The sequence below is a fragment of the Bacteroides celer genome, assembly GCF_002632415.2.
GTDB lineage: Bacteria > Bacteroidota > Bacteroidia > Bacteroidales > Bacteroidaceae > Bacteroides.
Genome location: NZ_CP178209.1, coordinates 5147971 through 5167970, shown reverse-complemented (window position 1 = coordinate 5167970; position 20000 = coordinate 5147971). Strand labels below are relative to the sequence as shown.

Genomic DNA, 20000 nt, shown 5'->3' with positions numbered 1-20000 from the left:
TGGTAAGGAAAGGGGAGGTGCTTATGAGGCATCTCCCTTTCTTTCTTTATATTCTGTAGGAGTGACTCCCATGATTTTTTTGAAGCGCCTGCTAAAGTACTTCGGGTCATTGAAACCGGTCATATAAGCAATTTGGGAGAAACTGTATTCACTTTTTTCAATTAGCTGGGCGGCTCGTTTGATGCGCATTTCACATACGAAATCTACCGGGGTTAATCCGACGATTGATTTTAATTTCCGATAGAATACTGTGCGGCTTAACATCAGTTTGTTTGCGAAATCATCGATGGTGATATCTGCATTATCCATTTGTTCTTCCATAAATGCCATTACTTGTTGCATGAATTGTTCATCGTATGGAGTCACTTGAGGTTGTGAGGGTTCCCATTCGTTTATATGATCCTCTTCTTGAGTATGCTCTGACAGTTTCGATAAATATAGGTCTTGTAGCTGTTTTCGTTGACGGAGCAGCGACAATATTCTGGTTTTTAAGTACGTAGAGCTGAATGGTTTGGTTATGTAGTCGTCGATGCCTTGTTCCAGTCCTGCTATCCGATCATCTAAAGAAGATTTTGCTGATAGTAATATAATAGGAATATGGCAGGTGTTATGATCGGCTTTGATTGCTTTCACCATGTCTAATCCATCCATGACCGGCATCATAACGTCACTGATTATCAGATCCGGAATGTACTGCTGTGCATATTTTAATCCTTCTTTTCCATTTGTTGCTTCGAGAACAGTGTAAGTCTCTGACAGGATATTCCAAAGGAAATGACGTAATTCATTGTTATCTTCGACAATGAGAATAGAAGTTCTATCATCCTCTGCGTCGGTTTTATTTTCATCTTCTGCGTATGCTGCCTTGAAGGATGTACTATCCGAATCTTCTTCAGTAGCCTGCATCGTCGGTGAATTATTGTCACTGTCGGATAAAATAAATTCGGCTTGTTGATCGTCTGCAAATGCTTTTTCTTCCTTAGGAAGTGTGACAATGAATTCACTTCCACTTCCCGGCTCGCTTTTCACTTGGATATTTCCGTGATGTAATTCTATTAATTCGCGTACCAGTGAAAGCCCAATGCCGGATGAGGGCTGCAAGATATTGTATTGTGCCAGTGTTTCAAATCGATAAAATAGGGATTGTTGCTTTTCGGGAGCAATGCCAATACCTTCATCAGATACGGAGATGGTGACTTGCTCCGAACCTGTTATCATATTTACCGTTACTTTCTTGCCGTTCGGTGTATATTTGAAGGCATTTGAAAGTAGATTGAAGAATATTTTTTCAAATTTGTCACGGTCTACCCATGCGTATATTTTGTCTGTATTAGTTTGAAGTTGGAAATCAATTCTCTTTTCTTTTGCTATAAGGTGGAAGCTTTCCATTATCTTCTGTAATTGGGAAACGAGTTCTGTCTTTTCTACCAACACTTTCATCTTCTTATTTTGGATTTTGCGGAAATCCAGTAGTTGATTAACCAGACGAAGCATACGTTCTGTGTTTTTATGTACCAAATTTAGATGTTCCCGAACTGTCGGAGAGATTGCTTCATGCGCTAGAATTTCTGATACAGGGCTGGATATTAAAGTTAAAGGAGTGCGTAATTCATGTGAAATATCAGTGAAGAAGCGTAATTTGATATTGGATAAATGTTGTTCCAAGTCAACCTGATGCCGCAAACGGTAGATATAGAACAGAATGTATACAATGATAGTAGTGAATAACACGAACATGACAATATAGAATAACCATGCCCAGTATGTTTCCCAAAAAGTGGGTAAAACATGAATGGGGAGAGTGCGTATATTATCGGTCCATACTCCGTCGCTATTGCTGGAACGGATTTGCAGTTGATATTCTCCGGCAGGTAAATTTATGTATGTTGCAGAGCGGTTATTACCGGCTTCGTTCCATTCTTCTTCCAGACCTTGCAGGCGATAAGCGTATTCGATGGCATCGGGATTTACATAATCAATGGCTGCAAACTGAAAGGTGACATTACGTTCCGAAGGATTTAGTTCCAGTTCTTTTATGTCATCAAGTGCTACATGAAGTTGACTTCCTTGTATTTTGAGTCCGGTAAATACAATAGGAGGTACGTAAGAACTTTTTTTCATTTGTTCTGTGTTGATTTCAAGTATCCCTTGATTGGTTCCGAGAACGATTTTCTTTTGACTGGTTAGTGTGGGAACTGCTTCAGTGAGATTCAGTTCTCTCTGAAAGTAATTACTTCCATAATTCTCAAATGTTCCTTGTTGTGGATTGAATTTGGATATGGAGTTTTCGGAGATTATCCATAATTGTTTTTGAGTATCTTCGAGCATTGAAAGTACCAAATCAGAAGCTAATCCGTCTTTGATTGTATAACTTTTGAATTGTATATCTTCCGTGAGCAGATTTTTAGAGATAACCTGGCTGATTCCTCCGGTGAATGTTATTACATAAGTGTTTTTTCGACTGTCAGTAAATATCTGCATGACATCATTACTGCTAAGGCTGGAATCTACATTAGGGATACGGTTGCTGTGATAGAACTTAATTTCTTCAGGCTGATCGAACTTATTGGAGAATGTAAGTAAACCATTGGTTGTGCCAATCAATAACACTCCGTTGGGGGCTTCTGCGATATGTCTTATTTTGAGTGAAGTAGAAACAGGATAGTTTTTCAGCCGGTTGCCGCTATGGATAAAGTTGGTAGAACCATCAGGTGCGTGTGATAATAGGTTGAGGCCACCTCCATAACATGCGATCCATATATTGTCATGACTATCCTGAATAATACTATAGACACTATTGTTGCTTAAACTGTATGTATCTTGTGGCTGATGGACGAATTGTTGTAAAAGATAGGAGTGCTCATTTTTCTTCTTTAGAAGGATGAGGCCGTCTTTTTTGGTTCCCATCCATATATTTCCTTGTTTATCTTCCATAAAACAGTACACACTTTTTCCGAAAGTAACCTCTTGAGGGGTGATTATGCCCTGTGGAGAAAGGTAGCCTTCTAATGTCCCATCCGGACGGTAAATTCTGACGTTTCCCTTTTTGGAAGCAACCCAGAGACGTTTCTGTTTGTCGGCAAGAAAAGCACGTATTTCCAATCCATTGTCTATGGGACGTATTTTGTATTTATTGGGATAGAAAGATATTTTGTCTACGCCCCGGTCATTGGTAATCCATACATTCTGTTGCCGGTCGGTATAATAATAGCGAATAGAGGGGGCAAATAGGGAAGCGGGATTATTTTCATCTGCAAAGTATAGTTTCAGTTGATTACTGTCGCGGTCATAATAGCACAAATGCCCTTTTTGAGGACTCATCCATAGTGTGCCTTCATGGTCTTCAAAGATCATGTACCGGTTGTCGCGTTCATATTGGATTAGGTTTTGTATAGGAGCTGTGAAGTGCTGCTTATCTCCTGTTTTCAGATTTAGCTTTATCACACCGGAGGTATTGGCAAAGATCCAGACTTCTCCGGTTTTGTCCTTATAAAAGAAATGAGCTTCATTGGATGGCTGGGTGGCTGTTTGTATATTAAAATGTTGGAATTTTTTCTTTTCTGTATCGTATGTTATAAATCCGTTGTCAGTTCCTAAGCCGATCTTGTCATTAGAAGGGGAAATGGAAGATATGGAATAGATATCTGTGACAGGACATGGTAACTCCTGGAATTTTATATTTCCGTTCTTGGGATCATATATTGCGATTTTTCCGGAAGTTGAGATAAGATATATTCTCTTATTATATTCTTTGACCATTTTGAACGGATAATCGCTGTTGATTCGTTTTTTCCCGATGATGGTTACTCCCTTATCTGTCATGATCCATTCGTCCCCGTCGGAATCTTCGTAAATGTCGAATATCTTGTTTCCTTTTAAATTTTGGTTGAAACTGCTGTATAAAATGATATCTTTTCCTTCTTTGCAGGTTTGCTCATTGATTCTGAAAGCATAACCTTGTTCGCAGGTGATCCATGTAATCCCTTTATTTAAGGTATAGATATTGCTGACTGTGTTGGTCTGTTGCAGGGATGATTCAATAGGAAGGAGTATGTCAATAAACTTCTCTGTTTGAATATCAAATAGATATGCACGGTTATCATAAGATTTGCACCATATATCTCCGTCTTTGCTTTCTGTAATATAAGAGAAGCGGTTGGTCGTTAACGTACAGCCGTCTCCCGGGAATGCTTTGTAATTTTTAAATGTGTATCCGTCGAATTTGTTCAGTCCATTCCAGGTGGCGAACCAAAGAAATCCTTTTTTGTCTTGCATTATATTCACTACTACTCCTTGCGAAAGGCCACTATTGACAGAGAAGTGTTTAATCTGGCAAAGAGGTTGAGCTGCTACAGTCAGACTGGTGTATAAGCATAAAAGGAAAACATAGAGTGTCTTCATGATATTATAAATTATGTGTAGAGCAAAAATAGATAAAACTGGATTAAAAAGGAAATATAAAACCGTGATTGAACATAAAATGCACGCTTTTGCATATTTAATCCACCTGTCTATCCTCTATCAAGCACAATTATTACCCTATAAGGAGAGAAGATACCTCGTACTTTTGTTTTGACAATTAGAACTGGTAAAATTTTAAATGAAAACTATAAATGAAACGTCTATTTATTTGTGTAGTGGGACTTGTTATAGCCGTAACCGCATGGTCTCGTACCTTTAATATGAAGGAGCTTGGAGCTGATCCCCGAGGTATTGAATCTTGTACGGAGTTAATAAACCAAACGATTGAAAAAGCATCTTCTGAAGGTGGAGGAACTATTTATTTCCCGGCAGGTGTTTATTTGACAGCCACTATCTACATGAAAAGTAATATAACTTTGTATGTGGAGTCCGGAGCTGTTCTTCGTTTTTCAGATCGTTTTGAAGATTATCTTCCTTTCGTTACGGTACGTTGGGAGGGCACAGTGATGAATACTCTTTCTCCTTTGATTTATGCGAAAGGTGCAGACAACCTGACAATCACCGGACGTGGAACATTGGATGGAAATGGTTTTAAATGGTGGGTTTGGGAAAAAGAGACTCGTGAGTTGATTAAAAGGAATGGGGGAAAGCTACCATCTTTGAACAAGTTACAACAAATGTGGGTGGAAGCTAATGAAAATCTGGAAATATCTGATTATTATAAACCTTCTTTAGAACGCCGGATGTTTCGTCCTCCTTTTATCCAGTTTTATGAATGCGCTAATGTGTTGATAGAGAATGTGAAGATTATCAATTCTCCTTTTTGGACGATAAACCCAGCTTTTTGTGATAATGTAACGGTGCATGGAGTGACAATTAATAATCCTTCGAAAGATCCGAAAGGACCCAATACGGATGGAATAAACCCGTCTTCTTGCCGGAATGTTCGTATTTCAGATTGTTTTATCAGTGTGGGAGATGATTGTATCACGATTAAGTCGGGGCGTGATGCAGATGGACGAAAATATGGAAAGGCTTGTGAGAATATAACGATAACTAATTGTGTTATGCTTTCCGGACACGGAGGTGTAGTGATTGGCAGTGAAATGTCTGGTGGTGTAAGACGGGTCACCATATCTAATTGCGTTTTTGATGGTACGGATTCCGGTATTCGTCTGAAGTCTTCGCGTGGAAGAGGTGGAGTAGTGGAGGAGCTTCGAGTGGATAATATCGTCATGAAGAATATTCAGCGGAATGCATTTATTTTTGATTTGTTTTACGATAAAGAATCAAAGACGGAACCTGTCAGTGAGCGTACTCCTGTTTTTAGGAATATTCATTTGAGTAATATAACGGGATCTGACATCAAGCAGATTGGCTATATTAAGGGTATTGAAGAAATGCCTGTACAAGACCTGTCGTTCTCCAATATGAATATGAAAGCGGAAATTGGATTTATAGTTGATATGGCTGAAGATATTCACTTTGATAATGTGAACTTCTCTTCACAGACTGGTTCACCGTGGCAATTCAGTAAATGTAAGCAAATCATTCTGAATAATGTCCGGTCAAAGTATCCTGCCGATCAGCAGGCAATTATTACTTTTGATGATGTTGATAATGCTATTATTAATGGTTGCTTTCAGATGATTCCTGTGAAGGAATTTTATAAAGCTAACAACAGCCGTATTATAGAGGGGAATAATTATTGGAAAAAAGAAAGTTCCAATGAGCCGGAATTATAATATTGTCTGTTGTTTTTTGTTGTTCGGTATATATGAAAAGAACGATATTACATTGTCTGTAATATCGTTCTTTTATTGGCTAGTTGGTTGTTTATACCTTACTTGTTATCGTTTTCTCGGATTTCCACCCGACGAATCTTCCCACTGATAGTCTTCGGAAGTTCTTCCACGAACTCAATCACACGCGGGTATTTATAAGGAGCAGTCACTTTCTTCACGTGGTTCTGTAACTCCTTAATCAGTTCTTCTCCGGCACGATTCTTATAGTCTTTAGATAGAACAATCGTAGCTTTTACCACCTGACCACGAATCTCATCGGGTACTCCGGTAATGGCACATTCCACAACAGCCGGATGAGTCATCAATGCACTTTCCACTTCGAATGGGCCGATGCGGTAGCCGGAGCTCTTGATAACGTCATCTGCGCGACCGACAAACCACAGGTATCCGTCTTCGTCTTTCCAGGCAACATCACCGGTATAATAAATTCCGTCGTGCCAAGCTTCGTGAGTACGTTCCGCATCCCGGTAGTATTCTTTGAAAAGTCCGAGAGGCTTGCCGTTGCTGGTACGGATTACGATTTGTCCTTGCTCATCGGCTTCAACAGAACGGCCTTCATGGTCGATCAAATCTACGTCATATTGAGGATTTGGCAGTCCCATACTTCCCGGTTTCGGTTCCATCCACGGCATAGTGGCGATGGTAAGGGTTGTTTCTGTTTGTCCGAAACCTTCCATCAGTTTGATACCTGTCAGTTTCTTGAAAGTTTCAAATACAGCAGGGTTCAATGCTTCTCCGGCAATAGTACAGTATTTGAGTGAAGATAAATCAAACTTTGTCAGGTCTTCGTGAATCAGGAACCGGAAGATGGTAGGAGGTGCACAGAGAGAGGTGACATGATATTCCTGGATTTTTTCCAGAATAGCTGCTGGGGTAAACTTCTCGTGGTCGTAGACGAAGATATTGGCTCCGGCAATCCACTGTCCGTAGAGTTTTCCCCATACCGCTTTTCCCCAGCCGGTATCGGCAATGGTGAGGTGAAGGCTGTTTTCATCTAGATTGTGCCAAAGGCTGCCGGTAACGATATGGCCTAACGGATAAGTAAAGTCATGTGCCACCATCTTAGGCTCACCGGTAGTACCGGAAGTAAAATACATCAGAGAAATATCGTCGTTAGTGTTCGCATGGCGGGGACGTACAAACGGTGCGGCGTTCTCGATGCCCTGATGAAAATCCTCGAAGCCTTCCGGAATTTCCGGACCGACACTGACTAACTTTTCTACAGTGGGACATTCGGAAAGAGCATCTTTGATATGTTGCAGGATGATTCCTTCGCCGGCAGCTACAATCATTTTGATATCGGCAGCGTTACAGCGATAGATAATATCCTTTTTGGTTAGTAGGTGAGTAGCCGGAATTACGGTTGCTCCCAGTTTGTGAAGGGCGATGGTGCTATACCAGAACTCATAACGGCGTTTCAGAATCAGCATCACCATGTCTCCACGGCCGATACCCAGACTTTGGAAGTAAGAAGCGGTCATATCCGTGTAACGCTTCATTTCGGCAAATGAGAATTGGCGGCTTTCGCCTTTGTCATTTGTCCAAAGCAAAGCCTTCTTGTCGGGTTGTTCGGCTGCCCAGGCATCTACTACGTCATAACCGAAGTTGAAGTTCTCCGGAACGTTTATTTTTAAGTTTTTGATAAAGTCCTCTTGTGAGCTGAAAGAGGTCTGTGATAAAAATCTTTCTACCATGATGTTATTACATAATTACTGCCAGAAAACGTACCGTTTTGCCGTCGAGCGCTTTCATGCCATGTGGAAGTTTGGAATTAAAATAAATACTGTCGCCTTGGTTGAGGATGATTTCTTTGCCTTCGATGTTGATAAGCATACGGCCTTCGATGACAAGGTTGAATTCCTGTCCATTATGTTTGTTATAATGGATCGGCTCGTCGATTGCTTTCGGTTCAACGGTAACGATGAACGGATCGGCGGTACGGTTCATGAATCCTGAAGCCAGTGACTGGTATTTATAAGCTTTGGTACGTTCGATGCTGACACCTTTACCGGCACGAGTCACGAAGTAGCTGCTCATTTTAGGTTCTTCGCCAAACATCAGGGCGTCGAGAGCTACATTATACGTACGAGCTATTTTTTGTAACATGCTGACAGAGATATCATAGTCTCCTGTTTCCGCAAGCCGGTATTCTTCAGCAGAAATGTCACTATCGCGGGCGATATCCTCTGCGGTGAGTTCCAATACATCACGTAATCCGCGGAGGCGTTCTGCTATCTGTTTAATTTGTTCATTCATACAAGTGGTTAGTATTTTATGATTAATAATTCTATGGTTGTTATTTGGATGCTTTCATGGCTTTGATAATAGCGGAGGTGAAACCGTTGTGTTCCAATTCATTGATACCTTTGATCGTGATTCCGCCCGGAGTGGTTACCTTGTCGATTTCTACACTGGGGTGGGTGTCGTTGTTCTGAATCAGTGCGGCCGCTCCTTTTAAGGATTGGGCTATCATCTGCATGGCATCTTTAGGACGGAGTCCCATTTCAATTCCGGCTTGCATGGCTGCCTGAATGTATTTCAGTACGTAAGCGATACCGCAGGATGCCAATGCAGTAGCTGCCGCTATTTTATCTTCGGGGATAAGCATCACTGTTCCCATCTCGCTGAACAACCGGAGGATGAAGCTGTCTTGTTCATCATTGGTGTTGCGGGCGGCAACAAGCGTCATGCTTTCCAGTTCGCTGATAGCGGTGTTCGGGATCAGGCGGAACATGGGCATTTCCGGTGCTACGACATAATGAGCCAGTTCTTCAAAACTGATGCCGGCAGCTACCGAGATGAGTATCTGTTTGCTTTTTAATTTCAACTCGCGCATCACCGGTTCCATAAACCACGGTTTGACAGCCAGAATGACGATGTCTGCTCCTGTGGCTGCTTCCAGATTATTGTTGGTGGTGGAGATACCCGGAAATTCTTTTTTCAGTTTCTCTAGTTTTCCGGCACTGGGATTGGATACAATGATATCCGAATCGTTTATCAGACTTCCTTTTGCCAGGCCACGGGCTATTGAACCGCCCATGTTTCCTGCACCGATAATGGCTATTTTCATATACGCTTGTTTTTTATGAGTTGTTACAGACAAAGGTAACAGTTAATTACGAAAAAACAAAAAGCAGCCAGAATAAGAAATAAATTTCTAATAAAGGCTGCTTTTATCGTTGGCTGTTTATTAATCAAATGAGCGGTTAGAGTACTTTTTTGAACCGGGTGAGGAACTCTTTCGCTTCCTCCATGCTTAGGCAGAGAGGGGGTAACAGGCGAAGTACGTTCGTGCCGCTTGCTCCGGTAAATACGTGTTCGTCGTAGATGAGACGGCTGCGTAGTTCTTTGATCGGTTCTTCAAATTCGAGTCCGATCATCAGTCCGCGTCCGCGCACCTCTTTGATTTGCGGGAATTTCTTCAGTTCTTCCAGTAAGTAATCACCAACTGCTTTCGCGTTTTCTACCAGATTTTCCTGTTCAATGACATCCATCACAGCGAGAGCCGCCGAACATGCCAGGTGATTTCCTCCGAAAGTTGTTCCCAACTGACCGTATACCGGTTTAAACATCGGGCTGATTAAGACACCTGCCATCGGGAAGCCGTTACCGATTCCTTTGGCTACAGTGATGATATCCGGTTTGATGTCATTATATTGATGAGCGAAGAATTTGCCGCTACGTCCGTATCCGCTCTGAATTTCATCCAGAATCAGGATGGTTCCTGTTTCGCTACAAGTTTTGCGGAGTTCCTGCATAAATTCGGTGGTCGGTATCTTGATACCGCCTACCCCTTGTATTCCTTCAATGATAACAGCACAGGTGTCCCCCTTAGACAATTCCTGCTTCATCGCTTCCATATCGTTGAGCGGGAGATAGGTGACATGGCCGTTATTGTTGATAGGAGCGATAATGGAAGGGTTGTGGGTCGCTTCTACTGCAAGAGATGTACGTCCGTGGAATGCTTTGCTGAAAGAGACAATTTTAGTACGTCCGTTGTGGAAAGAAGCAAGTTTCAGTGCATTCTCGTTTGCTTCGGCACCACTGTTAATCAGAAACAGGCTGTAGTCCTCGTAACCGGAAATCTTTCCCAGCCGTTCGGCTACCTCTTGTTGGAGCTTGTTAATGACGGAGTTTGAGTAAAAACCAAGTTTAGCCACCTGGTTACTTATCATCGCTACATAGTGGGGATGTGCATGTCCGATGGAGATAACGGCATGGCCTCCGTAGAGATCCAGATATTCTGTTCCGTTTTCGTCCCATACCTTACAGCCATCACCTTTGACAATGTTGATATTGTATAAAGGGTATACGTCGAATAAATTCATAATTCTTCTGTTTTTAGAAAGCTGAAGGCTTCAAACGTAGTCCTACGGTTTCTTCCAGATTGAACATCAGGTTCATGTTATGAACAGCTTGTCCGCTGGCGCCTTTCAGCAAGTTGTCGATACAAGAGATAATCAATAGCTTATCACCATGCTTTTCCAGATGTATCAGGCATTTATTAGTATTAACGACTTGTTTTAAGTCAATATTCTTATCTACGATGTGTACAAAGGAGTCTTTAGCATAATATTCCTCATACATACGAACGATTTCTTCCAATGCTACTTTGGTCTTGACTACCAATGTCGCGAAGATACCGCGAGGGAAGTCACCACGGTACGGTATGAAGTCAATATCCGAATTGAAGCTGTTTTGCAGCTGTTTCAGCGATTGCTTGATTTCCGGAACGTGCTGATGGTCGAATGCCTTGTACACACTCATATTGTTGTTTCTCCAACTGAAATGACTGGTAGCACCCGGTTTCACTCCGGCCCCCGTACTTCCTGTAATGGCATTCACCATCACGTCGTCTGTCAGCATCAGATTTTTGGCAAGCGGAAGCAAACCAAGCTGGATACAGGTAGCAAAACAACCGGGGTTGGCTACGTGCTTCGCCGTACAAGTGGCGCGACGGTTCAGTTCCGGCAGACCGTAGATAAAGTCGTGGTCGTCACTTTTGATACGGTAGTCCATGGAGAGGTCGATAATCTTCAGGTCTTCCGGTATGTTGTGACTTTCCATGAATTTCTTTGTATCTCCGTGGGCGGTACAGAAGAAAAGAACGTCGATTTCGTCCAGAGGTAACTGGTCGGTGAACGTTAAATCCGTTTCTCCATACAAGCCTTCGTGTACATCGGTAATTCTGTTTCCGGCATTACTGCTGCTGTTGATAAATACGATTTCAGTTTCCGGATGGTTGAGCAGCAAACGGATTAATTCGCCTGCAGTATATCCTGCGCCACCAATGATTCCTGCTTTAATCATATCTCTTCGTCTTTGTGGTTATTATAGTAAACACGTAGCGGAGTAGAAGTCACTTTGATAAAACCTTTTGCGTCTTCAGCTGTCCAGCCTTTCTGCATTTCACCGTATTCTCCGAATTTAGTCTTCACCAGATCATCTTCCGATTCTACACCTACGGTAGAGAAGGAAAGAGGGCGAAGCTCGAGGATAGCTGTACCGTTTACGTTGCGCTGGCTTTCCTGCAACATGGCTTCGATATCACGCATCACCGGCTCCAGGTATTGACTTTCGTGGAGGAACATACCGTACCAGTTAGCTACTTGATCCTTCCAATATTGTTGCCATTTGCTTAATGTATATTTCTCAAGGAAACGGTGAGCGCCGATAATCAACATCGGGGCAGCTGCTTCGAATCCTACACGGCCTTTGATACCGATAATTGTATCGCCTACGTGCATATCACGGCCGATACCGTATGCTGCGCCAATCTCTTCCACTTTCTGGATGGCTTTGATCGGGTCGTCAAACTTCTCGTCGTTGACAGCTTTCAGTTCCCCTTTTTCGAAAGTCAGGCGGAGCTGTTCGCTACCTTCTTTTTCAACGTGCTTGAGGTAAGCTGTTTCCGGGAGTCCTTGCGCGGAGTCGAGGATTTCGCCACCACAGATAGAAGTACCCCATAAGCCTACGTTATAAGAGTATTTCAGTTTGGCGAAGTCTGCACTGAAACCATGCTTGTTCAGATAGTCGATTTCTTCCTGACGGCTCAATGCCATATCACGGGTTAATGTGATGATTTCCACATTGGGAGCCAGTACGAGGAAAGTCATATCGAAACGAATCTGGTCGTTACCTGCGCCGGTAGAACCATGTGCAATGGCGTCTGCACCAATTTCGTTAGCATAGCGTGCGATAGCCAATGCCTGGAAAATACGTTCGGAACTAACCGAAATAGGATAAGTACCATTACGCAGCACATTTCCGAAAACCATGTATTTCAGGCTCTTTTCGTAGTATTCCTGGGTAACGTCTATTGTTACATATTTCGTAGCTCCCAGTTTATAAGCATTTTCTTCGTTTGTTTTCAGTTGTTCTTCACTGAAACCACCCGTATTGGCACAAGCTGCATATACTTCGTAACCTTTTTCTTTGGCGAGGTACATGACGGTGAACGATGTGTCCAGTCCGCCGCTGAATGCCACCACTACTTTTTTCTTCTTTTCTTCCATAGTGCTGTATCTTTTAAATGTTATTTCTTTCTTGTTCTTTTTTGATGTTCCGCGGCTCTGTCGGATCGTATAGCATGGCTGTACAGATGCAGAACTTGCGGTTTTTCGCTACCAGGATATCATGGTTGATACATCCTTCGCATCCTTTCCAGAAAGCTTCGTCGTCTGTCAGTTCGTTGAAGGTGACAGGCACATAACCCAGTTCGGTGTTCATCTTCATGACAGCTGCTCCGGAGGTCAGACTGAATATTTTTGCTTTCGGCCATCGGAGACGTGCCAGTTGGAAAGAAGCCTGTTTGATGCGTTTTGCCAGTCCTAACCCACGGAAATCGGGATGAACGATCAGACCGGAAGTAGCCACATATTGCTTGTTTCCCCATGATTCGATGTAGGTGAATCCGGCAAAAGTATCGCCACAAAGAGCAATAATCGCCTTACCTTCTTTCATCTTTGTCGCTACGTATTCGTGTGTGCGTTCCGCAATTCCTGTTCCTCGTACGGCGGCAGCATTTCTGATAGTTTCCAAAATAGTGTCAACGTAAACCTCATGTGAGGCGTCGGCTACCATAACATCTATTTGTTGAGTGTCCATTTCTTTATTATATAATAATAGGTATAATTATTCGATATTGGGAATGATGAGTGACAAAAGCTGACGTATTTTACTGGTTGCAACTCCTTCACGCAACACCAACATGATCGTATCGTCACCGGCAATGGTTCCCAGAATTTCACTGAATTCATTGTTGTCGATGTCATAAGCCATGCTGCTGGCATAACCGGGACGGGTGCGGATAACGGCGATGTTACCGGAAAACTGCAAAGAGATAAATCCGTTGTTGCGTAACATTTCACCGGCACTCTGGTCGGTAGAACGTTTATACATAATGTTGTTCGGCAGTACATATACGTACTTTCCATTCATACTGGCAGCCTTGGCTACTTTCAGTTGTTTCAAGTCGCGGGAGAGGGTGGCCTGTGTCAGTTCGAAGCCTTCGCGGTTCAGCTCTTGCAGCAGTTCTTCCTGCGAACCGACCTCCTTGCTTGAGATAATCATTTTGATGGCGTCTAACCGATTTGCTTTCTTCTTCATTGTATAATTATTCTAAGAATGGCGCAAAAGTATGCATTATTTCGGAGAAAAGATGCATAAAACCAAAGTTTTTTTGCATAAAAGTAAAAAATATGCTAAACGATGAGAGCCTGCTTTTCTGTTTTGTGTCAAAATGTATACCCTTTCAATCAAAATACATAAGGAAAAGGAGGAGGGAATCGCCTATCTTTGCCATGTAGGTAAATGGATACCTTAAATATATAGACAGAATACCATGAAACAAAACTTTTTTGCAGTCGACCTGGGCGCGACGAGCGGCCGTACAATCTTAGGAACTTTCATTGAAGGCGGATTAAATCTGGAAGAGATTAATCGTTTTCCTAACCACCTGATTGAAGTGGGTGGACATTTCTATTGGGATATTTATGCATTATATCGTCACATTATTGACGGATTGAAGTTGGTTGCTCATCGTGGCGAATCCATTGCTTCTATCGGTATTGATACCTGGGGAGTGGATTTTGTATGTGTCGGAAAAGACGGTAATTTGCTTCGCCAGCCTTATGCATATCGTGACCCACATACAGTAGGAGCACCGGAGGCTCTTTTCTCCCGTATTTCCCGTAGCAAAGTGTATGGTAAAACGGGTATTCAGATTATGAATTTTAATTCACTTTTCCAATTAGATACTTTACGTCGCAATCACGACAGTGCGTTGGAGGCGGCAGATAAAATTCTGTTTATGCCGGATGCGTTGAGTTATATGCTTACCGGAGAGATGGTGACGGAATATACGATTGCTTCGACAGCCCAGCTGGTGAATGCACAGACACGATGTTTGGAGCCGGAGTTGCTGAAAGCGGTAGGATTAGGTGAGAAGAATTTCGGCCGTTTTGTATTCCCGGGTGAAAAGGTGGGAGTATTGACGGAAGAAGTGCAAAAGATAACCGGACTGGGTGCAATTCCTGTGATTGCGGTAGCCGGCCATGATACCGGTTCTGCTGTTGCTGCCGTTCCGGCATTGGATCGCAATTTTGCTTATTTGAGTAGCGGGACCTGGTCACTGATGGGAGTTGAAACGGATGCTCCGGTGATTAATGCCGAAACGGAAGCGTTGAACTTTACCAATGAAGGTGGTGTGGAAGGAACTATCCGTCTATTGAAGAATATCTGTGGAATGTGGTTGCTGGAACGTTGCCGTCTGAATTGGGGAGATACAAGTTATCCTGAATTAATCAGTGAGGCGGATGCTTGTGAACCATTCCGTAGTCTGATTAATCCGGATGATGACTGTTTCGCGAATCCTGCGGACATGGAAAAAGCTATTGCTGAATATTGCCGGGCTACCGGACAGTCGGTTCCCGAGAAACGCGGACAAGTAGTGCGTTGCATCTTTGAAAGTTTGGCTTTGCGTTATCGCCAGGTGTTGGAGAATTTGCGTTCACTTTCTCCCCGTCCGATTGATACATTGCACGTGATTGGCGGAGGTAGTCGGAATGATTTGCTGAACCAGTTTACTGCCAATGCGATAGGAATTCCTGTGGTAGCCGGTCCATCTGAAGCAACAGCCATCGGTAATGTGATGATTCAGGCCATGGCGGCAGGCGAAGCAACGGATGTTGCCGGTATGCGCCAGTTAATTAACCGTTCTATCCCGTTGAAGACTTATCAACCGCAAGACACGGAAGCTTGGGATGCGGCTTATATCCATTTTAAAAATTGCGTTCGGAAATAAATAGAACGATCGACAGAATAATCATTTTTAAAACTAATAGAATATCATGAAAAAAGAAGAACTGATTCAGAAAGCGTATGAAATTGCTGTGGAACGTTATGCAGCAGTAGGTGTAGACACCGAAAAAGTATTGAAAACTATGCAGGATTTTCATCTGTCACTTCACTGCTGGCAGGCTGATGACGTTGCAGGATTTGAAGTACAGGCCGGTTCATTGACCGGAGGTATCCAGGCAACCGGTAATTATCCGGGCAAAGCTCGTAACATTGATGAACTGCGTGCTGACATCTTGAAGGCTGCTTCTTATATCCCGGGTACTCATCGTTTGAACTTGCATGAAATCTATGGAGATTTCCAAGGTCAGGTGGTAGACCGTGACCAAGTGGAACCGGAACATTTCAAGAGTTGGATAGAATGGGGTAAAGAACATAACATGAAACTTGACTTCAACTCTACTTCTTTCTCTCATCCGAAATCAGGTGACTTGTCACTTTCTAATCCTGATGAAGGTATCCGTCAGTTCTGGATTGAACATACCAAACGTTGTCGTGCAGTTGCAGAAGAAATGGGTAAGGCACAGGGCGATCCATGTATCATGAATCTTTGGGTGCATGACGGAAGCAAGGATATTACTGTAAACCGTATGAAATATCGTGCGTTGTTGAAAGATTCTTTGGATCAGATTTTCGCTACCGAATATAAGAATATGAAGGATTGTATCGAATCTAAGGTGTTCGGTATCGGTCTGGAAAGCTACACGGTAGGTTCTAACGACTTCTATATCGGTTACGGTGCTTCTCGTAATAAGATGATTACGTTGGATACCGGTCACTTCCACCCGACAGAAAGTGTAGCTGATAAAGTTTCTTCACTGTTACTTTATGTTCCTGAATTGATGTTGCACGTAAGCCGTCCGGTTCGTTGGGATTCAGACCACGTTACTATCATGGATGACCCGACTATGGAACTGTTCAGCGAAATCGTTCGTTGTGGTGCTTTGGATCGTGTACACTATGGCCTTGACTATTTCGACGCATCTATCAACCGTATCGGTGCTTATGTGATCGGTAGCCGTGCAGCACAGAAATGTATGACTCGTGCTTTGCTCGAACCGATTGCGAAGTTGCGTGAATACGAAGCAAACGGACAGGGATTCCAGCGTCTGGCTCTGCTCGAAGAAGAAAAAGCGCTGCCTTGGAATGCAGTTTGGGATATGTTCTGCTTGAAGAACAATGTTCCTGTAGGTGAAGATTTCATCGCAGAAATCGAAAAGTACGAAGCCGAAGTAACTTCTAAACGATAAGTTATGGATATTTTAATCGGCTTATTGATTATAGCCATCGGTAGCTTTTGCCAGTCCAGTTCTTATGTGCCTATTAAAAAGGTAAAGGAATGGAGCTGGGAAAGCTTCTGGTTAATACAAGGTGTATTTGCCTGGTTAGTGTTCCCGTTCCTGGGTTCACTACTGGGGGTACCCCAGGAAAGTAGTTTGTTCGACTTGTGGGGAGCGGGAGGTGCTGGAATGAGCATCTTTTATGGTATATTGTGGGGAGTAGGAGGGTTGACTTTCGGACTTTCCATGCGTTATCTGGGCGTTGCGTTGGGGCAGAGTATCTCATTGGGTACTTGTGCCGGTTTCGGAACTCTTCTTCCGGCTCTTTTTGCAGGCACAAACTTATTCGAAGGCAACGGGTTGATTCTTTTGTTGGGTGTTTGCATCACATTGGCGGGTATTGCCATTATCGGGTATGCCGGTAGCTTGCGTGCACAAAACATGAGTGAAGAAGAAAAGCGTGCTGCCGTAAAAGACTTCGCATTAACAAAAGGTTTGCTGGTTGCACTTCTTGCCGGTGTCATGAGTGCTTGTTTTGCTTTGGGACTGGATGCGGGAACACCTATCAAGGAAGCAGCTTTAGCCGGTGGAGTGGAAGGGCTTTACGCCGGTCTTCCGGTGATCTTCCTGGTTACTTTTGGCGGATTCCTGACAAATGCAGTTTACTGTCTGCAACAGAATGTGGCTAATAAATCGATGGGTGACTATGCTAAAGGAAAAGTATGGGGCAATAATTTGGTTTTCTGTGCGTTGGCTGGTGTACTATGGTATATGCAGTTCTTTGGACTGGAAATGGGTAAGAGTTTCCTTACGGAGAGTCCGGTATTGTTGGCTTTCTCCTGGTGTATTTTGATGGCATTGAATGTCACATTTAGTAATGTTTGGGGAATTATTCTGAAAGAATGGAAAGGCGTGTCAAACAAGACCATAACTGTGCTGATAGCTGGTCTGATCGTACTTATCTTCTCATTAGTGTTCCCAAATTTGTTTTAAAAAATTCAGGTATGGATTACATGGATTACGCAGTTTTTTTATAACTTGCGACGAAATCAGTGTAATCCATGCCTAATTAAAATTATATATAGAATGAAATCAATCTTAGAGAATCGTCCGGGACTTGCCAAAGAAGTAAATAAGGTAGCAGAAGTTGCCGGATACTTGTGGCAGAAAGGATGGGCTGAACGTAACGGTGGTAATATCACTGTTAATATCACAGAGTTTGTAGACGATGAAATCCGTCAGATGAAACCGATCAGTGAAGTTAAATCTATCGGTGTGACTCTTCCTTATCTGAAAGGATGCTATTTCTACTGCAAGGGAACGAATAAACGCATGCGTGATTTAGCTCGTTGGCCGATGGAGAATGGTTCGGTGATCCGCATTCTGGATGACTGTGCCAGCTACGTAATTATTGCGGACGAGGCTGTGGCTCCGACATCGGAATTGCCTTCTCACTTGAGCGTGCATAATGACCTGTTGAGTAAAAACTCTCCTTATAAAGCATCTGTGCATACACACCCGATCGAACTGATTGCCATGACGCATTGCCCGAAGTTCCTGGAAAAAGATGTAGCTACCAATCTGTTGTGGAGTATGATTCCCGAAACAAAGGCATTCTGTCCGCGTGGTTTGGGTATCATTCCTTATAAATTGCCTAGTTCTGTAGAATTGGCGGAAGCTACCATCAAGGAATTGCAGGATTATGATGTTGTGATGTGGGAGAAACATGGTGTATTTGCAGTTGATTGCGATGCGATGCAGGCGTTCGATCAGATCGATGTACTTAATAAATCGGCTCTCATCTATATCGCAGCGAAAAATATGGGCTTCGAGCCGGATGGTATGAGTCAGGAACAGATGAAAGAAATGACTGTTGCTTTCAATCTGCCTAAATAAAACAACAAATAGCACAACCATGAATCGAATTATTTTAAACGAAACTTCTTACTTCGGTGCCGGATGCCGAAGTGTGATTGCTGTGGAAGCAGCTAGACGTGGCTTTAAGAAAGCCTTTTTTGTAACAGATAAAGACCTTATCAAGTTTGGTGTGGCTGCTGAAATCATTAAAGTATTTGATGAGAACCAGATTCCTTACGAACTTTATAGCGATGTAAAGGCTAACCCTACGATTGCAAATGTGCAAAACGGTGTGGCTGCTTACAAAGCTTCCGGAGCTGATTTTATCGTAGCTTTGGGGGGTGGCTCTTCTATCGATACTGCCAAAGGAATCGGTATTGTTGTGAATAACCCGGATTTTGCAGATGTGAAGTCTCTGGAGGGTGTAGCTGATACCAAACACAAAGCTGTACCTACCTTTGCACTGCCTACTACTGCCGGAACGGCTGCCGAGGTAACTATCAATTATGTGATTATTGATGAAGATGCCCGTAAGAAGATGGTTTGCGTAGACCCGAACGACATCCCTGCCGTGGCTATCGTAGACCCTGAACTGATGTACTCGATGCCGAAGGGGCTGACTGCCGCTACCGGTATGGATGCTTTGACACATGCCATCGAAAGTTATATTACTCCGGGTGCTTGGGTAATGAGCGATATGTTCGAATTGAAGGCTATTGAGATGATTGCACAAAATCTGAAAGCAGCCGTAGACAATGGTAAAGATGTGGCAGCTCGCGAAACAATGTCGCAGGCACAATATATTGCCGGTATGGGATTCTCGAATGTCGGTTTGGGAATAGTTCACTCAATGGCTCATCCGTTGGGTGCATTCTATGATACTCCTCATGGGGTAGCCAATGCTTTGCTGTTGCCGTATGTGATGGAATACAATGCTGAATCTCCGGCAGCTCCGAAATATATCCATATTGCGAAAGCAATGGGAGTGGACACTACCGGAATGAGTGAAGCAGAGGGCGTTGAAGCTGCTATTGAAGCTGTGAAAGCACTTTCTATCAGCATTAATATCCCGCAGAAATTGCATGAAATCAATGTGAAAGAAGAAGACATTCCTGCATTGGCTGTAGCTGCTTTCAATGATGTTTGTACAGGTGGTAATCCTCGTCCTACTTCGGTAGCGGATATTGAAGCCTTGTATCATAAAGCATTCTAAATCTCGTCATAATAAAGTTTGTTTTTATATAAACATCCGGAGATACTTGAAAGTATGCTCCGGATG

The 20000-nt window shown here is 43.0% G+C and carries 15 protein-coding genes; 6 read left to right on the top strand and 9 right to left on the bottom strand.

Annotation, left to right across the window (positions count from 1 at the left end):
• Window positions 1–21: 21 nt before the first annotated feature.
• Window positions 22–4401 (bottom strand): two-component regulator propeller domain-containing protein, encoded by a 4380-nt coding sequence (locus tag CJF29_RS20885; RefSeq protein WP_099145952.1) that lies wholly within the window; start codon window positions 4399–4401, stop codon window positions 22–24.
• 212 nt (window positions 4402–4613) lie between these two features.
• Between CJF29_RS20885 and CJF29_RS20880 the strand changes: the two genes are divergently transcribed.
• Window positions 4614–6167, top strand: a complete 1554-nt coding sequence (locus tag CJF29_RS20880) for a glycoside hydrolase family 28 protein (protein WP_099145953.1) — start codon at window positions 4614–4616, stop codon at window positions 6165–6167.
• A gap of 98 nt (window positions 6168–6265) precedes the next feature.
• Here the strand turns inward: CJF29_RS20880 and CJF29_RS20875 are convergent, their stop codons facing one another.
• The 8 genes from CJF29_RS20875 to CJF29_RS20840 form a co-directional block, all read right to left on the bottom strand.
• Window positions 6266–7921, bottom strand: a complete 1656-nt coding sequence (locus CJF29_RS20875; protein ID WP_413544509.1) for an AMP-binding protein — start codon at window positions 7919–7921, stop codon at window positions 6266–6268.
• Between the two features lie 7 nt (window positions 7922–7928).
• Window positions 7929–8483 carry a helix-turn-helix domain-containing protein gene (locus CJF29_RS20870; protein ID WP_074556740.1) on the bottom strand — a complete coding sequence of 185 codons (555 nt, stop codon included), beginning with the start codon at window positions 8481–8483 and terminating at the stop codon, window positions 7929–7931.
• Window positions 8484–8523: 40 nt separating this feature from the next.
• Entirely contained in the window at window positions 8524–9297 is a 774-nt protein-coding gene (gene proC, locus CJF29_RS20865; RefSeq protein ID WP_074556741.1) for a pyrroline-5-carboxylate reductase, read from the bottom strand.
• Between the two features lie 136 nt (window positions 9298–9433).
• Window positions 9434–10555 carry an aspartate aminotransferase family protein gene (locus tag CJF29_RS20860; RefSeq protein ID WP_074638840.1) on the bottom strand — a complete coding sequence of 374 codons (1122 nt, stop codon included), beginning with the start codon at window positions 10553–10555 and terminating at the stop codon, window positions 9434–9436.
• Between the two features lie 13 nt (window positions 10556–10568).
• Window positions 10569–11537, bottom strand: coding sequence for an N-acetyl-gamma-glutamyl-phosphate reductase (gene argC, locus CJF29_RS20855; RefSeq protein WP_099145955.1), 969 nt, complete (start codon window positions 11535–11537; stop codon window positions 10569–10571).
• Window positions 11534–12742, bottom strand: a complete 1209-nt coding sequence (locus tag CJF29_RS20850; RefSeq protein ID WP_099145956.1) for an argininosuccinate synthase — start codon at window positions 12740–12742, stop codon at window positions 11534–11536. The genes argC and CJF29_RS20850 overlap by 4 nt, the downstream gene beginning before the upstream one ends.
• 13 nt (window positions 12743–12755) lie before the next feature.
• Window positions 12756–13334 (bottom strand): GNAT family N-acetyltransferase, encoded by a 579-nt coding sequence (locus CJF29_RS20845; RefSeq protein WP_004299851.1) that lies wholly within the window; start codon window positions 13332–13334, stop codon window positions 12756–12758.
• Between the two features lie 27 nt (window positions 13335–13361).
• The gene (locus CJF29_RS20840; RefSeq protein ID WP_004299854.1) at window positions 13362–13835 is read right to left on the bottom strand and encodes an arginine repressor; all 474 of its coding nucleotides are present in this window, start codon (window positions 13833–13835) and stop codon (window positions 13362–13364) included.
• 235 nt (window positions 13836–14070) lie between these two features.
• Between CJF29_RS20840 and rhaB the strand changes: the two genes are divergently transcribed.
• From rhaB to fucO, 5 genes are all read left to right on the top strand, one after another.
• The gene (gene rhaB, locus CJF29_RS20835; RefSeq protein WP_074638842.1) at window positions 14071–15531 is read left to right on the top strand and encodes a rhamnulokinase; all 1461 of its coding nucleotides are present in this window, start codon (window positions 14071–14073) and stop codon (window positions 15529–15531) included.
• Between the two features lie 46 nt (window positions 15532–15577).
• A complete protein-coding gene (locus CJF29_RS20830) occupies window positions 15578–16834 on the top strand; it encodes an L-rhamnose isomerase (protein WP_074638843.1) in 1257 nt (418 codons plus the stop codon).
• A gap of 3 nt (window positions 16835–16837) precedes the next feature.
• Window positions 16838–17857, top strand: coding sequence for an L-rhamnose/proton symporter RhaT (gene rhaT / locus CJF29_RS20825; protein WP_004304992.1), 1020 nt, complete (start codon window positions 16838–16840; stop codon window positions 17855–17857).
• 93 nt (window positions 17858–17950) lie between these two features.
• Entirely contained in the window at window positions 17951–18760 is an 810-nt protein-coding gene (rhaD, locus tag CJF29_RS20820) for a rhamnulose-1-phosphate aldolase (RefSeq protein ID WP_004304990.1), read from the top strand.
• Window positions 18761–18779: 19 nt separating this feature from the next.
• Window positions 18780–19934, top strand: a complete 1155-nt coding sequence (gene fucO / locus CJF29_RS20815) for a lactaldehyde reductase (protein ID WP_074638844.1) — start codon at window positions 18780–18782, stop codon at window positions 19932–19934.
• The last annotated feature ends 66 nt before the right edge of the window (window positions 19935–20000 follow it).

Bases quoted from the DNA above. Each gene is read 5' to 3' on its own strand.
- CJF29_RS20885 (WP_099145952.1), bottom strand. From the start codon at position 4,401: ATGAAGACACTCTATGTTTTCCTTTTATGCTTATACACCAGTCTGACT.
- CJF29_RS20880 (WP_099145953.1), top strand. From the start codon at position 4,614: ATGAAACGTCTATTTATTTGTGTAGTGGGACTTGTTATAGCCGTAACC.
- CJF29_RS20875 (WP_413544509.1), bottom strand. From the start codon at position 7,921: ATGGTAGAAAGATTTTTATCACAGACCTCTTTCAGCTCACAAGAGGAC.
- CJF29_RS20870 (WP_074556740.1), bottom strand. From the start codon at position 8,483: ATGAATGAACAAATTAAACAGATAGCAGAACGCCTCCGCGGATTACGT.
- proC (WP_074556741.1), bottom strand. From the start codon at position 9,297: ATGAAAATAGCCATTATCGGTGCAGGAAACATGGGCGGTTCAATAGCC.
- CJF29_RS20860 (WP_074638840.1), bottom strand. From the start codon at position 10,555: ATGAATTTATTCGACGTATACCCTTTATACAATATCAACATTGTCAAA.
- argC (WP_099145955.1), bottom strand. From the start codon at position 11,537: ATGATTAAAGCAGGAATCATTGGTGGCGCAGGATATACTGCAGGCGAA.
- CJF29_RS20850 (WP_099145956.1), bottom strand. From the start codon at position 12,742: ATGGAAGAAAAGAAGAAAAAAGTAGTGGTGGCATTCAGCGGCGGACTG.
- CJF29_RS20845 (WP_004299851.1), bottom strand. From the start codon at position 13,334: ATGGACACTCAACAAATAGATGTTATGGTAGCCGACGCCTCACATGAG.
- CJF29_RS20840 (WP_004299854.1), bottom strand. From the start codon at position 13,835: ATGAAGAAGAAAGCAAATCGGTTAGACGCCATCAAAATGATTATCTCA.
- rhaB (WP_074638842.1), top strand. From the start codon at position 14,071: ATGAAACAAAACTTTTTTGCAGTCGACCTGGGCGCGACGAGCGGCCGT.
- CJF29_RS20830 (WP_074638843.1), top strand. From the start codon at position 15,578: ATGAAAAAAGAAGAACTGATTCAGAAAGCGTATGAAATTGCTGTGGAA.
- rhaT (WP_004304992.1), top strand. From the start codon at position 16,838: ATGGATATTTTAATCGGCTTATTGATTATAGCCATCGGTAGCTTTTGC.
- rhaD (WP_004304990.1), top strand. From the start codon at position 17,951: ATGAAATCAATCTTAGAGAATCGTCCGGGACTTGCCAAAGAAGTAAAT.
- fucO (WP_074638844.1), top strand. From the start codon at position 18,780: ATGAATCGAATTATTTTAAACGAAACTTCTTACTTCGGTGCCGGATGC.